The sequence below is a fragment of the Paracoccus saliphilus genome (assembly GCF_028553805.1).
Lineage (GTDB): Bacteria > Pseudomonadota > Alphaproteobacteria > Rhodobacterales > Rhodobacteraceae > Paracoccus > Paracoccus saliphilus.
Genome location: NZ_CP067140.1, coordinates 2,301,998 through 2,316,586, shown reverse-complemented (window position 1 = coordinate 2,316,586; position 14,589 = coordinate 2,301,998). Strand labels below are relative to the sequence as shown.

13 protein-coding genes are annotated in these 14,589 nt (G+C 58.9%); 9 read left to right on the top strand and 4 right to left on the bottom strand.

Features of this window, described 5'->3' with window-relative positions; genetic code table 11:
* The first annotated feature begins 40 nt into the window (after positions 1–40).
* From JHX88_RS11125 to JHX88_RS11115, 3 genes are all read left to right on the top strand, one after another.
* Positions 41–1,711: a BCCT family transporter gene (locus JHX88_RS11125; RefSeq protein WP_076527079.1), complete on the top strand. Its 1,671-nt coding sequence runs from the start codon at positions 41–43 to the stop codon at positions 1,709–1,711.
* Positions 1,712–1,780: 69 nt separating this feature from the next.
* Complete coding sequence (locus JHX88_RS11120; protein WP_076527080.1) at positions 1,781–3,229, top strand: NAD-dependent succinate-semialdehyde dehydrogenase; 1,449 nt, start codon at positions 1,781–1,783, stop codon at positions 3,227–3,229.
* Positions 3,230–3,478: 249 nt separating this feature from the next.
* Positions 3,479–3,808 (top strand): carboxymuconolactone decarboxylase family protein, encoded by a 330-nt coding sequence (locus JHX88_RS11115; protein WP_084203212.1) that lies wholly within the window; start codon positions 3,479–3,481, stop codon positions 3,806–3,808.
* A 232-nt stretch (positions 3,809–4,040) separates the two neighbouring features.
* Here the strand turns inward: JHX88_RS11115 and JHX88_RS11110 are convergent, their stop codons facing one another.
* Genes JHX88_RS11110 through JHX88_RS11095 form a run of 4 tightly spaced genes read right to left on the bottom strand, consistent with a single transcriptional unit; the run spans position 4,041 to position 8,175 of the window.
* Positions 4,041–5,072: a Gfo/Idh/MocA family protein gene (locus JHX88_RS11110; protein WP_076527082.1), complete on the bottom strand. Its 1,032-nt coding sequence runs from the start codon at positions 5,070–5,072 to the stop codon at positions 4,041–4,043.
* Complete coding sequence (locus JHX88_RS11105) at positions 5,072–6,238, bottom strand: Gfo/Idh/MocA family protein (protein ID WP_076527083.1); 1,167 nt, start codon at positions 6,236–6,238, stop codon at positions 5,072–5,074. Before JHX88_RS11105 ends, JHX88_RS11110 begins: the two co-directional genes overlap by 1 nt.
* Positions 6,238–7,152 carry a myo-inosose-2 dehydratase gene (gene iolE, locus JHX88_RS11100; RefSeq protein WP_076527084.1) on the bottom strand — a complete coding sequence of 305 codons (915 nt, stop codon included), beginning with the start codon at positions 7,150–7,152 and terminating at the stop codon, positions 6,238–6,240. Before iolE ends, JHX88_RS11105 begins: the two co-directional genes overlap by 1 nt.
* Positions 7,153–7,155: 3 nt before the next feature.
* The gene (locus JHX88_RS11095) at positions 7,156–8,175 is read right to left on the bottom strand and encodes a Gfo/Idh/MocA family protein (protein WP_076527085.1); all 1,020 of its coding nucleotides are present in this window, start codon (positions 8,173–8,175) and stop codon (positions 7,156–7,158) included.
* A gap of 105 nt (positions 8,176–8,280) precedes the next feature.
* On the opposite strand from JHX88_RS11095, the gene JHX88_RS11090 reads away from it, so the two are divergent.
* The 6 genes from JHX88_RS11090 (at position 8,281) to JHX88_RS11065 (ending at position 14,542) form a co-directional block, all read left to right on the top strand.
* Positions 8,281–9,300 carry a LacI family DNA-binding transcriptional regulator gene (locus JHX88_RS11090; RefSeq protein ID WP_076527086.1) on the top strand — a complete coding sequence of 340 codons (1,020 nt, stop codon included), beginning with the start codon at positions 8,281–8,283 and terminating at the stop codon, positions 9,298–9,300.
* A 68-nt stretch (positions 9,301–9,368) separates the two neighbouring features.
* On the top strand, positions 9,369–10,406 hold the full coding sequence (locus JHX88_RS11085) for a LacI family DNA-binding transcriptional regulator (protein ID WP_076527087.1): 1,038 nt from the start codon (positions 9,369–9,371) through the stop codon (positions 10,404–10,406).
* 223 nt (positions 10,407–10,629) lie between these two features.
* The gene (locus JHX88_RS11080) at positions 10,630–11,574 is read left to right on the top strand and encodes a sugar ABC transporter substrate-binding protein (RefSeq protein ID WP_076527088.1); all 945 of its coding nucleotides are present in this window, start codon (positions 10,630–10,632) and stop codon (positions 11,572–11,574) included.
* A gap of 83 nt (positions 11,575–11,657) precedes the next feature.
* A complete protein-coding gene (locus JHX88_RS11075) occupies positions 11,658–12,734 on the top strand; it encodes an ABC transporter permease (RefSeq protein ID WP_076527089.1) in 1,077 nt (358 codons plus the stop codon).
* A gap of 10 nt (positions 12,735–12,744) precedes the next feature.
* Complete coding sequence (locus JHX88_RS11070) at positions 12,745–13,575, top strand: ATP-binding cassette domain-containing protein (protein WP_084203213.1); 831 nt, start codon at positions 12,745–12,747, stop codon at positions 13,573–13,575.
* Between the two features lie 25 nt (positions 13,576–13,600).
* Positions 13,601–14,542, top strand: coding sequence for a sugar ABC transporter substrate-binding protein (locus JHX88_RS11065; protein ID WP_084203214.1), 942 nt, complete (start codon positions 13,601–13,603; stop codon positions 14,540–14,542).
* Positions 14,543–14,589: the final 47 nt, after the last annotated feature.

Here is a 14,589-nt window from a genome sequence, read left to right as displayed (position 1 = left end):
ATCCCGCACCGTGCCCGGTCCCATAACAGGGAGACAAGAAATGGCACAGGACACCGGGGCTCCGCCCAAAGACCGGATGGTTTCGGACAAGGGACCCTTCAAAGGCTTGCACAATGGCATGAGCATCGCATCCAAGGCGATGGTTGCGGCATTCGTCGTTTTCACCGTCCTCAATGTCGAACTGGCGGGAAAGCTATACGGCTCGATCCGCTCCTGGGTCGAGAGCGCACTGAACTGGTATTATATCAGCTCGGTCGTCGTCCTGTTCTTCATCTGCCTGTTTCTGATGTTCAGTCGCTTTGGCTCGATCCGATTGGGCGATGACGACAGCCGCCCCGAGTTCAGCAATTTTTCATGGTTCGCGATGCTGTTTTCCGCTTCGGTGTCGATCGGCATCATGTTCTTCGGCGTGGCCGAGCCACTGTTCTATTTCGACAATTCGGCAGGGTGGGGCTATCCCAACAATCCCTTTGCAGACAGGCTGGGTCATACCGGGCTGACGCCCGAGCGCGCGGTTGACGCGGTAAGGGTAACCAATTTCCACTGGGGTCTGCATGGCTGGGCGATCTATACGATCACCGGGCTATGCTTGGGCTATTTCGCCTTTCGCAAGAAACTGCCGCTGACCTTCCGCTCCGCGCTCTACCCGATCCTTGGCGACCGGATCTATGGCCCGGCCGGGCATGCGGTGGATCTGCTGGCGATTTTCGGCACAGTTTTCGGCATTGCGACCTCACTCGGCCTGGGAGCAACCCAAATGGCGCAGGGCATGAATGTATTGTTCGGCGTCGATTCAGGAATATTGACGCAGGTCTTATTGGTCCTGGGGGTTTCCGTCGTTGCTACCTTGAGCGCGGTGTCCGGTATTGGCCGGGGAATCAAGATCCTGTCGGAATGGAACATCATCCTGACGATCGCGCTGATCCTGTTCTTCCTTTTCGCAGGGCCTACCCAATGGCTTGTCGGTTTCTTCCTGAATTCGCTCGGAGCCTATGTGACGCATTTCGTGCCGATGGGGTTCTGGACGGCTTCCGAGCCCGGTGATGCCGCCTGGCAGGGCGGCTGGACCATCTTCTATTGGGGGTGGTGGCTGAGCTGGGCGCCTTTCGTCGGCATGTTCATTGCCCGGATCTCGAAGGGCCGCACCATTCGTGAATTCATGTTTGGCGCCATGTTGGTTCCGACCGCGATGGCCTTCATCTGGATATCGATCTTTGGCGGCAACGCGCTGTTTATCGAGATGAATGCGGTGGATGGTGTCGGCACCGCCGGGCTGATCGAGATGGTCAACAACTGGAATCTGGGTGGCACGCTGTTCGGGACCATTGACGGATTGGCAGGCGGGGGTGCCCTGACCTGGGTCATATCCGCTTTGGCGACTTTGCTGCTTGCAACCTGGTTCATCACCAGCTCGGATTCCGGAACGCTCGTCGTGACGACGATACTTTCCATGGGCAATCCGCATCCGCCAAAGCGGTACCGCATCATCTGGGGAGGGGCGCAGGCACTTGTCGCTGCCGTGTTGCTGATGGCAGGTGGATTGGGAGCGCTGCAAACTGCATCCATTGCCGCAGCCCTGCCGACCTCGATTCTCGTGGTGCTCATGGCTGTCGGGGTTCTGAAATCATTGATGGAGGATCCGAGCGCCGAGATCGCTCATGGTGGTTTTGCGCCGGACGGTACGGCGCTTGATGACGATCTGCGCGGTTAAAATACCTTGAAAACACCATGCAAGGGTAGATCGCGTCCGCCCTTGTTTCATGCCTTCCGGAGAAAGCAAATGCTGCACCTGTCCCGTGCCGATCTGCTGATCAATGACGCCTTTATCGCCGGCGAATGGATCAGTTTATCAAACCGTTTTGCGATAAAGAATCCTTCGACAGGAGAAGTGCTTGCGGAGGTGGCGGATTGCTCAAGGCAGCACGCTCGGCACGCGATTGACGCTGCCGCTGTCGCACAAAAGGAATGGGCTGCCCGGACCGGTAAGGAGCGCGCAGAAATTCTGCGCCGCTGGTTCGATCTGTTGATTGTTCACGCCGACGATCTCGCGGCAATTCTGACTGCAGAGATGGGAAAGCCCCTGCCTGAAGCCAAGGGCGAAGTTCTTTACGGAGCCAACTTCATCGAATGGTTCGCGGAGGAGGCAAAGCGCGTTTACGGTGAAACAATCCCCGGACACCAGCGTGACAAGCGCATCATGGTTATCAGGCAGCCAGTTGGCGTTGTCGGAGCCATCACGCCCTGGAACTTTCCCAATGCCATGATTACTCGAAAGGCTGCGCCCGCTTTGGCCGCAGGCTGTGCCATGGTGGTGAAACCGGCAGCAGAGACGCCGCTTTCGGCACTGGCACTGGCCAAGCTCGGACAGGAAGCCGGGCTTCCTTCCGGTCTCTTTTCAGTATTACCCGCAACGGACAGCGCCGGTATCGGGTTGGAGTTCAGCGAAAACCCCAAGATGCGCAAGATCAGTTTTACCGGCTCGACAAATGTCGGCCGCATTCTGATGCGTCAGGGAGCGGATCAGATCAAGAAGCTTTCCCTGGAACTGGGCGGGAATGCGCCTTTCATCGTGTTTGACGATGCGGATTTGGATGCGGCGGTTGAGGGAGCAATCCTGTCCAAGTTCCGCAATGCCGGTCAGACCTGTGTCTGCACCAACCGGATTTACGTGCAGGACGCGATCTATGAAACCTTCATCGAGAGGTTGGCTGCTGCAGTGGACGCACTTCCGGTTGGTGACGGTTTTGCCGAAGGCACCGCGATTGGCCCGCTCATCAGCGATACCGCCCTGGACAAGGTATGTCACCATATCTCTGATGCCGAGTCCAAGGGGGCGAAGGCAATTGTGGGTGGTGATCGGCACGCATTGGGTGGAACCTTCTTTCAACCCACCGTGCTGCGTGATGTTACCGCCGATATGGTGGTCGCCCGCGAGGAAACTTTCGGCCCTCTGGCTCCGGTATTTAGATTCTCTACCGAGGAAGAGGTGCTGACTGCAGCGAATGACACCGAATTCGGATTGGCTTCCTATTTCTATAGCCGAGACCTGTCTCGTATCTGGCGAATGATGGAAAGGCTCGAATATGGCATGGTGGGAGTCAATACCGGGTTGATTTCGACCGAGGTCGCGCCTTTTGGCGGGATCAAGCAATCCGGCCTTGGCCGCGAGGGATCGCGTCATGGTATCGAGGATTATGTCGAGCTCAAATATTGCTGCTTATCTGTCTGAAGGCGGAAATTTTGCCCTGGATCTCAGCCCAGCGGATGAATTTGCCCGAGATCGCGTGGAAGCGATATTCTGTCATGAATATGCAGAAGATTATCGACCGCCATTTTCCAATCACATCATCAACCCGAGAAGGGATATCCCAAGTCTGACATTCCGGAAGCCGGCCCCGGCCAGGATCGAGAAGAAGCACAGGAATATATCGATAAAATCGCCCGAGCCCGCGGATATGTACTGCCATATCACAAGCTGATGGCAAATGCCGACCTGCCTGTGCTGAAGGCCGCAAACAACCTTGTTGCCGCGGCCTATACGGATCAGCGCCATCTGAGCAGAGCCACGAAAGAGTTGATTTTTATCAATAGCCTGACCGCTCTTCGCGCACCCAAGGGACAAATCGCAAGCCATATACGCGTGGCTCTGGACCTCGGCATATCACCGATAGAGATTCTGGAGGCGATAGAGATTGTTTTGCCGGAAGCTGGTATCGTTGCCTTCCAGCACGGGTTCGAGGTTTGGGCTGAGATCGTGGGGGCAGAGGCCATTGAACCGACAATCTCAGTTCATGATTCTGAAAAATAGTCCGTAATCGGCGTTCGGTTCGATGGGTTTCGGTCTGGATTGCCGACAAAGCGGCTTATTTGAAGCCTAGGGCAGGGGTGCTCAGTCATCTCGGAAGGCTGGACGACATCTACGGCAAAATTCGGCAAAATCACCTACGTGAGATCCGCGCGACTGCCCTATTAATATTACACGCGCATTGCATATCAGTTGGAGGCAGGGCTATCCGGCCCATCATCAAAATCCTGCGAATTCACTGTGACCAAGAGATATCAAGCACGCGCCTGATCTCGTCGAGCATGCGCATCATCTCCAAAGTTGCGGCTAACGGTCTTTGACCGGCTTCCATGTGGCCTTCCGCGATGCAGCGCGCGACCTCTGCCGCTTCGAAATACAGGCCTTCGAAATGGCGACCGGCGGGTTCCGCATAATGCAGGCTTGCCGAACCATTCGCCGAGATGAGTTCGAACGGGCCCGGGAGGTTGAATTCGGACCCGAACCGGATCGTCGCCTCTGTGCCAACGATGGCGGCGTTTGTCGGGGTCAGGCCGTAAAGGGTCGTCGACATGCTGCCCTGATTTCCCGCCGCGTTCGCCATGGCGATCGAGAGCTGCCCATGAACACCGCTTGGGTCCTGCTGCTTCAAGCCGACCATCTGCTCGGCCGGTCCGAGAAGCTTTGACAGAAGTGAAATCGGGTAGGTTCCCAGATCAAGCAGCGGACCGCCCGCAAGCGACGGGTTGAAAATGCGGTGATCGCGGGTGAAATATTCGCCATATTCCGTGTGAACCGACTTGATCTCACCTAGGATTCCAGCATCGAAAATCTGTTGCAGCACATCGAATTTCGGCAGGAAATAGGTCCAGAGCGCCTCGCACAGGAATAATTTCTTCCGCCGGGCCACGGCCACCATTTCGGCAGCCTGCGCATGATCGAGCGCTATCGGCTTCTCGACCAGCACATTGCGTCCTGCGTTCAGCGCCAACAGGACATGAACATGATGCATGTTGTGTGGTGTGGCGACATAGATCACGTCAAGGCTGTCATCCGCGGCCAGTTCCTCATAGCTGCCATATGCGTGCGTGATGCCCCAGTTGCGGGCGAAGGCGGAGGCCTTGTCCAGGTTTCGGGAGCCCACGGCTGCAATTTCCTGCCGCGTATGGGCACGGACGGAACGGATGAACTGCTCGGCGATCCAGCCGGACCCGAGGATGCCCCAGCGAAGCGCGGGTGCCTGCATCGCGTCGGGAATTCGCGAGGCGGGCAGGGCATTCGGAAACGCCATCAGACGGTCTCCCATGCGCGAGATTGCAGCGAGCGTTCCATTGCATCCGCGATCCGCATGTTTTGCAGACCAAAGGCAAAATCGGGGTCACAGCCATTCTGCCCGCATATACCGGCGATCAGATCATGGACCTCGATCACCTTCACGTCGAAATAGCCCAATCCGCCGCCGCCGAAATCGAACGGGAAGAAGGCTGCGAATTGCGGCACCTGTGATCCGGCGAGCAGCGTCTTGAAACCCCGGTCGCGCTTGTCATCGCCAAATCGTGCGACTTTCAGCTCGTTGAAGCGCTCGCCCTCCATGATGATCGTTCCTTCGGTGCCCGAGATTTCCCAGTAGACACCGAACACCTTGCCCGCCGCGACGCGGGATGCCTCGATCGTGCCGCCGGCGCCGCTGGCAAAGCGGATCATTGTCTGGATCTGATCCTCGTTCTCGACTTCACGCCGCGGGGCGTCGGCATCGGCCTTGGCGCTGTAGTTCGCGGCACCCTGTGGCAGGGGGCGGGTCGGAAAATAGGTCTGCGCCTGCGCAATCGCGCTTTCAATATCGCCCATCAGATATTGCGCGACCGAAATGACATGGCTGCCCAGATCGCCGAGCGCCCCGGACCCGGCCTCCTTGCGGGTGCAGCGCCATGAAAAGGGAAGATCCGGATCGTTGAAGAACCCCTGATCGAACCAGCCGCGGAAACGCATCGGGGTGCCGATCTCTCCGGCGTCGATGATCTGTTTCGCCAGCATCGCGGCGGGTGTCTTGACGTTGTTGAAGGCAACCATTGTCTTGACGCCCGCAGCTTTGGCCGCGGCAGTCATCTCTTCGGCCTCGGCCACCGTCACGGAAAGCGGCTTTTCGCAATAGACATGCTTACCCGCCGCAATCGCCGCCAAAGCCATCTCGTGATGCAGGGCGTTCGGAGAGGTGATGTCGACCACATCCACCTTCGGATCGGTCACGAGTTTCCGCCAGTCTCCGGTCCAGGTCTCGAAGCCGAAGCGGGTGGCGGCATCGGCGGCAAGCTGGTCGCTGGCGTCAGCCAGTTTGTATAGACGCGGCACGGCGGGCAGATCCTTGTAGAGCATGCCCGCGCGGCGGAAGGCGTCGGCATGGGCCTGCCCCATGAAGCCCGATCCGATCAGGCCGACATTGAGTTGTTGCTTGGTCATCAGAACTCTCCGGAAATGTGGCGGAATAGGGTTTCGACATGGCGCATCGCCTGGGTAACAGCGGGCAGCGGCGGCGCCTTGGCCGGATCCTGCTCGGCCTCGACCACCATCCATCCACGATAGCCGCTGTCGCGCACAAAGCGCGCAACAGGAGCGAAATCGATGCAGCCATCGCCCGGCACGGTGAACATGCCTGCCCGGACGCCGGTATTGAAACTGGCATCGCGCGCGCGGATATCGTCCATGACCCGATCTCGCACATCCTTCAGATGAATATGCACGATCCGGTCGCCATGACGCTCGATCAGTCTGCCATAGTCAAAGCCCGCAGCGGCGGCATGCCCCGTGTCCAGCAAAAGTCCGAGTTCAGGCCCGCCATGGTCGAGGATACCACTGATCTCGCTCAATGTTTCGGCGATCATCATCAGATGGTGATGATAAGCCAGCCGCAGCCCGTATTCACCATGCAGCCAGCGGCCGAATTCCGTCAGACGCCGTGCATAGGCAGGCCGGGCCGCTTCATCTATCACCAGCCGCCGTGACATGGGTTCATCCAATGGCGCCTCGCCCGCCATCATCGCGACCTCTCCATAGACCATGACATCGCAACCCATTTGGGTCAGCAGCGACGCATGTGCCTGTGCGGCGGCACGTTCTTCCGCGGGGTTGCGCGAGGCGAGCTCGCCGGAATACCAACCCGATGCGAGCTCCAGGTTTTCCGCCGCGAGAAGTGGTGTGAGCTGCCCGACCTCTCGCGGGAACAGCCGCCCAAGTTCAACACCCTGATAACCGGCCTGCGCGGCCTCTTTCAGGCAGGTTTCAACCAGAGTCGTGCCACCCAGATCCTCCAGAACGTCATTTGTCCAGGATAGCGGACTGACCGCCAAGTGTACCCCTTTGGGCAGGAAATCCATCGCTCAGTCTCCCTGGTCCGGGGCCCAACCGGGCCCGAAAGCGATTGCCTCACCCGTCCGCGCGGACTGGGCGGCGGCCTCGACCAGCCGCTGCGCCTCCAGACCGTCTTCTATTCCGGCGAATGGCTGGGTGCCGTCACGCAGCAAGGCGACGAAAGCATCCATCTCATCGCCGTAAGCCTGCGCGAAACGTTCGAGGAAATAATTCTCGGGCGGAGCGGCTCGGCATCCTAGCGGATCACTGACGCTCAGCGTGGATTGCGGCTGGTTCCCCACCGTCAGCACTTCCCTGGCGCAAAGCGCCTCCAACCGCTGATCATAGCCCATCGGCCCCCGACGGCAGGCGGTGATCTGTGCCATCCGCCCGGATCGGGTGGTCAGGGTGATCATGATCGTATCGACATCGCCAGCGGCGCCGATCTCGCCGGAAATCAGGCAGGAGCCGACGGCGTAAACGCTTGCAATAGGCTCATCCAAAAGATGCCGCGCCATATCGGCGTCATGGATGGAACTGTCGCGGAACATCCCGCCCGAGGTTTCGACATAGCTGCGCGGAGGCGGCGCGGGATCGCGCGAGAACATCACCACCTGTTCCAGCCGCCCGCTGACGCCGGAGGATATGCGCTCTTTCAACTGTCGGAAGCTTTTGTCATATCGGCGCTGGAAACCCATCAAACAGGGAATACCGGACTCCCGCACCTTCTGCACGATATCGGCGGTCAGGGCGAAATCCAGGCTGATCGGCTTTTCGCAGAACACGGCCTTTCCTGTTTCGGCGGCGCGCTGCAACAACCCGGCATGGCTGCCGGTTGAACTGGCGATAATGATGCCGTCCACGCTGTCATCTGCGAAGACTTCGTCTGATCCGGCGATTTCAGCGCAGGTTCGCGCAGCCAGAAGATCGCGGTCAGCACCGGTCATCGGATCGACCAGATAGGCCAGTTCCACATCGGCATGCGCGGCCGCATTGAGCGCATGAATCTGACCGATACGGCCCGCGCCGAAACAGGCAAGCTTGATCATGGAATCCTCCTCTTCCGCCTCGTGGCAGCCTGGCCTGTAGAATTGCGATTGCGAGTGCTGCCGCCAAGCGCCATTCTTGAAGAAATTTCTTCAGAGAGGTGAGCGATGGCGCGCAAGGCTACCGCACAGGATGTCGCGCGTGAGGCAGGAGTTTCGGCTTCGACCGTGGACCGTGTGCTGAATGGCCGCGGTGGTGTCAGCTTCGAGAAGGAACAGCGCGTTTACGCAACAGCCCGCCGATTGAAGCTGGATCGCGCGCTGAACCCGCGCGATGCGCGCACATTGCGCGTTGCGGCTTTCATCCAGCCGCCATCGAACCCGTTCCACGCGGCGCTGAAGCGGGCCATGAAGGAGGAGAACCGGGGGCCGAATCCGTTCAATGTGCAGATCAAAGTGTTTCACGTCGACATGTCGCGCCCCGCTGAAACCGCCCGGAAGGTGAATGAATTAGGTGCGACGCATGACGCGCTGATGATCTGTGTCGCACATGACGAGAAACTGGGGCAGGTGCTGAGCCGCTTCGTCGATACGGGTAAACCGGTTGTGGCTTTGGCAACCGATATACGCTGTCATGGCACGATCTATATTGGCCCTGACAATTATCGCTCGGGCCGGCTTGCCGGTGAGTTGATGGGACGACTGCTCGGACCGTCGGGTGGCGATCTGATCGTCATTGCTGGTCTTTTGACCATGATCGGCCAGCAGGAACGCCATGCCGGGTTTCAGGCGGTGCTGCAGGAGCGTTATCCGAATTGCCGTATTGTGTCGGTGCATGAAAGCGGGGAACGGGGTGACAGGGCAGGCAGCCTCGTTCGACGCTCTCTGCGGCAGTGGCCGGAGGTCAGGGGTATCTATAATCAAAGCGCGGGCGCGGGGCCGGTGGTCGATGCCTTGCGGGCCGAGGGAAGGTTGAATGACATCCTGTTCATTACCCATGAATTGACCGACAGTCGCAGGAAATTGCTTGAGACCGGAGCCATCGATCTGTTGATCGACCAGAATCCGAGGCTCGAGGTCGAAGCCGCCGTCAGGGCGATTGCCGGAGCCTTCGGAAGGCTTGAACCTGCGCCGGGTCAGACAATCACGCCGGTTGCCATCTTCACGCGCGAGAATTGCCGACCGTAGCCGGGTATATTGCAATAGATCATCATCTGATTGATGATTTACATCATGTGTTACGTAGTGAGGCCATCATGACCCGACCGACGATCGCCGATTTGGCCAAGGCTGCCGGAGTCAGTACGGCGACCGTTGATCGGGTGCTGAATGGCCGCCAGAATGTGCGCGAAGAAACCATGCGCCGCGTCCATCAGGCCGCCGGCGAGATCGGGTATCACGGGGCAAATGTGATCCGGCACCGGATGCTGGCCGATAAGCCGGAGCTGCGCATGGGCCTTTTGCTGCAAAAGCCCCGCCATGCCTTCTATCAGGACGTGCAGGCGATTTTCGAAGCGCAGGCCCGCGCCTGTATGCAGCGCCGGGTCGAGGTCACGACGCGTTTCACCGAAACCGGTCAGCCCGAAGAGATCTCGGATATCCTTCGCAGCTTCAGGGGCCGCGTCGACGCGGTTGCCGCGACGGGGATCGATCATCATCTGGTCACCCACGCCGTGCAGGAACTGCGCGGAGCCGGTGTTCCGGTCTATTCGCTACTGTCGGATTTCGCGCAGGGTGTGCGCGAAAGCTATTTGGGGACTAATAACCTCAAGGTCGGTCGTATTGCGGGCTGGTTCATCGCCGGCCTATCGAAACGGCCTGGTAAGGTCGCGGTGTTCATCGGCGGGTCGCGCTACCATGGGCATGAATTGCGGGAAACCGGGTTCCGCAGCTTTTTCCGAGAATCCGCGTCCGAGTTTCATTTGTTGGATACCCAGATCAATCTCGAAACGCGGCAGCTGACATATGAAGCGACGGTCAACCTGTTGTCGCGGCATGACGATTTGGTCGGGCTTTATTGTGCAGGTGGCGGCATGGAAGGCGCCATCCAGGCCGTGCGAGAGATGCGCAAACCCGGTGACATGGTGCTGATCGTCAATGAATTAACTCCGGAATCGCGCGCGGGCCTGCAGGATCAGACGCTCAGCGTGGTTTTGTCAACGCCGGTGCAGCAGATCGCCGATGATCTGATCGGTATGATCATCGCGACATCGGACAAGGGAATGGCCGAGACACCTGGCCAGCGGTTCTTTCCCGCGCAGGTCTGGACTCCGGAAAGCGACTTCCTGAGGTAATTACCTCATTTCAATTTCATTTTACATCATGAATGATGGTTTTGAACGACTCCTTTCATTGACCGGTTGAGCGAAATCGGGAATCGTAATGCCATCGGCACGGGTGAGGAGACCCTGCTGCAACAACATGGTGAGAGTCAGGCTGCTGCCGCCGCTTACAACGGTAGGATGAGCTTGTCCTCGTGGCATCGACGGCGCTCATGCGTCGCGTTTGGAGGAGACGATGAGAAAAATTTTGCTTTCGACCGCGTTGGTCGCCGGCCTGGCCGGAACGGCCTCGGCCGAGAATATCGGCGTCAGCATGGCGCTGTTCGACGACAATTTCCTGACCGTTCTGCGGAACGGTATCCAGGATCTCGCCAATGGCATGGATGACGTCGATGTCCAGATCGAGGACGCGCAGAACGACGTGGCCAAGCAACTCGACCAGATCAACAACTTCATCGCCAGCGGCGTGGATGCGATCATCGTCAATCCGGTCGACACCTCGGCCACGCAGGCGATGACCGATGCGGTAGAAGCGGCCGGGGTACCGTTGGTCTTCGTCAACCGCGAGCCGGTCAATGTCGATGCGCTGCCGGAGGGACAGGCATTCGTCGCCTCGGATGAGCGCGAGTCCGGAACGCTGGAAACCATCGAGGTTTGCGATCAGCTTGCCGAGGCTGGAAAGAGCGAGGCCAATGTCTATGTCATGATGGGCGAGCTTTCGAACCAGGCCGCCGTGCAGCGCACCGCCGACATCCATGATGTGATCGAAGCGGGAAAATGTGCCGTGACGCTGAACATCATCGACGAGCAGACGGCCAACTGGAACCGTGACGAAGCGCAGGATTTGATGACCAACTGGCTGACGACGGGTGAGCCCTTCGACGCAGTGATCTCGAACAATGACGAGATGGCGATTGGCGCCATTCAGGCCATGAAATCGTCGGGTATCAGCATGGACGATGTCGTCGTCGGCGGCATCGATGCCACGCAGGACGCGCTGTTGGCCATGGCGGCAGGCGAGTTGGACGTCACCGTGTTTCAGGACGCCGCCGGACAGGGCTCCGGTGCCCTGGATGCGGCGCTGAAGCTTTCTCGCGGGGAAGAGGTGGATCAAAAGGTGTACGTGCCGTTCCAGCTTGTGACGCCCGAGAACATGTCCGAGTTCACGCAGAGTAACTGAGGCGGGGCCTCGCATCCGGGCGGCGCGCAAGGTGCCGCCCGCGGAATCGGCAGGCGAGACGCGTCTCGCAAGAGGGGATTACCATGTCAGATACGTCCCACGGGGTCGGAGGGCTGAGCTTTGATCAGTCAAGGCGCGGTCTGCCGGCAGAAGCAGGTGTGGCCATCGCACTTGTCCTGATCGTCGTCGTGTTCGAATTGCTCGGTCGGATACTGATGAATGACAGTTTCCTGTTCAATACGCGCGAGAATATTGACGGAATATTCAATGTGGCGCGCCTGGAGATCATCATTCTGCAGGTTTCGATCATCGGGATCATCGCGCTTGGCGTGACGCAGGTCATCATTACCGGAGGTATCGACCTGTCTTCGGGTTCGGTTGTCGGCATGACAGCGATGATCGCCATGAGCTTCGCACAGGTGGGCGAGATCAACGGCCTCGAAAACACCCGCGCTGTCTTTCTCGACCGCGGCTGGGTCAATCTGCCGGTGATCATTCCGGTGCTTGTCGGGATGGTCTGCGGGCTGTTGGCAGGGCTGATCAACGGGTTGCTGATCGCCTATACTAGGATTCCACCCTTTATCGCGACGCTGGGGATGATGGTCTCGGCGCGCGGAGTCGCAAAATGGTGGACGGCCGGTCAGCCGGTGTCCTTTCCAACCGAAGGCTATGCAGCCATCGGCAAGGGCATGATGCCGGTGGTGATATTCGTGGTCCTGGCGATCCTGTTCTACCTGATCCTGAAATATACCGTCTATGGTAAGCACACCTACGCAATCGGCTCGAACGAGGCGGCGGCGCGCATGTCGGGTATCAATGTCGCGCGACACAAGGTCCTGGTCTATGCCATCGCCGGGTTGCTGGCGGGTATCGCCGCCATCGTGCTGAGTGCAAAGAACCTGACCGCGCAGGCCGGCATGGGGGTGATGTATGAACTGGACGCGATTGCCATGGCGGTGATCGGCGGTATTTCCCTGGCCGGTGGACGCGGAACGATCCTGGGCACTGTTCTGGGTGCACTGATCTTTGGCGTCATCATATCGGGTTTCACCTTCCTGCGACTGGATGCTTATTACCAGGAAATGGTCAAGGGCGCGATCATCGTCGGCGCCGTCGTGCTGGACCAGTGGCGTCAAAGCCGCGCGGCAGCAAGGTCCTGAGGAGGATATCATGTCAAGCGATCTGCAAACCAACATTTCGGGTGCCGAGGCACCGCAACCGCAGTCCGGTCTGGGCGAGGTTATCCTGCGCACCGAAGGTCTGACCAAACATTACGGTGGTGTTCACGCCCTGGTCGATTGCAATTTCGAGATCCGCAAGGGCGAGCATGTGGCGATCATGGGCGATAACGGGGCTGGTAAGTCCACATTCGTTCGCCAGATCACCGCGGTCGAGCAGAAGACGGCGGGCAAAATCTGGTTCAATGGCGATTATGTCGAGTTCGATGGACCGCTGGCTGCGCGTGAAGCCGGGATCGAGACGGTGTTCCAGACTCTCGCGCTGGCCGATCATCTCGACGTGCCGGACAACCTGTTCCTCGGGCGGGAAAAGCGGCTGCTCAATCTTGGGCCGTTCTCGATCCTCGATTACAAGGGCATGCGTGAGGCGACGAAGCGCGGGTTGGAAAAGACCGGGGTGAAAATCCCCAATATTCGCAACACCATCGAGAACATGTCCGGCGGACAGCGGCAATGCGTGGCCATCGCCCGCACCGCGACCTTCCACTCCAAGCTGACCATCATGGATGAACCCACCGCGGCGCTTGGTGTGCAGGAAACCGCGCAGGTGGAAAATATCATCCGGACCTTGAAGGAGGCAGGCGAGCCATTGATCCTGATCAGCCATAACATGCGGCAGGTGATGGACCTGTGCGACCGCATCGTCGTCTGGCGGAGGGGTCGGATCTGCGCGAATCTTCGGAAAGAGGACACCGATGGCGAAGATGTCGTCGCATATATTACCGGCGCCAAGACGCAGCCGGAATATGAAAGCGCAGCGTGAGACCCGTCAACAACAGGAGAGAATGATGCAATTCTCGAAAAAGGCCTTTTCCGTGCTGGCGGTGTTCGGTGTCGGGATGGTTGTCGCAGGTTCTGCGGTCGCCGAAACACGCATTGCGGTCTCGATGACGGCCTTCGATAATCCGTTCCTGACCATTATCCGTGAGGGCATTTCGTCCGAAGCGCAAAAACACGACGATGTCGATGTCGTGGTCGAGGATGCCCAACTTGATGTGGCGAAACAGCTTGCCCAGGTGCAGAATTTCGTGGCCGATGGTTATGACGCGATCATCGTGAACCCGGTGGATGGCGACTCGACTACCGCGATCACGCAAACGGCTGTCGAGGCCGGTATTCCTCTGGTTTATGTGAACCACCCGCCGGGCGATATCGACAACCTTCCCGAGGGTGTGTCCTTTGTCGGCTCGAACGAAGTCGACTCGGGCACCATGCAGACAAGGCAGGTGTGCGAATTGCTGGGTGGGGAAGGCAAGGTTCTGATCATGATGGGACCGCTGGAAAACCATGCGGCCCTGACCAGAACCCGGGATGTTCACGACGTCATCGCAACGCCGGAATGTTCGGGCATGGAGGTGATCGAGGAGCAGACCGCCAACTGGAAGCGCGGCGAGGCGCAGGATCTGATGACGAACTGGCTGACTTCCGGCATCGAATTCGATGCTGTCATCGCCAATAACGACGAGATGGCGATCGGTGCGATCCTCGCGCTCAAGGCTGCAGATATCCCGATGGATGATGTCGTTGTCGCCGGTATTGATGCCACGTTAGACGGCCTGACGGCCATGCAGGCTGGTGATCTTGATGTCACGGTCTATCAGAACGCGACAAGGCAGGGCGAAGTGTCCTTGCAGACAGCGATCGGGATGGCCGCTGGCGAAAGCTCCGATAGCAATATCTGGATTCCGTTCGAGCCTGTCACCCGCGACAATCTCGACGCCTACAAGTAACCCGGTCGCGGGTTGCGCCCGCGCCGTACACGACCATGCGGAACACC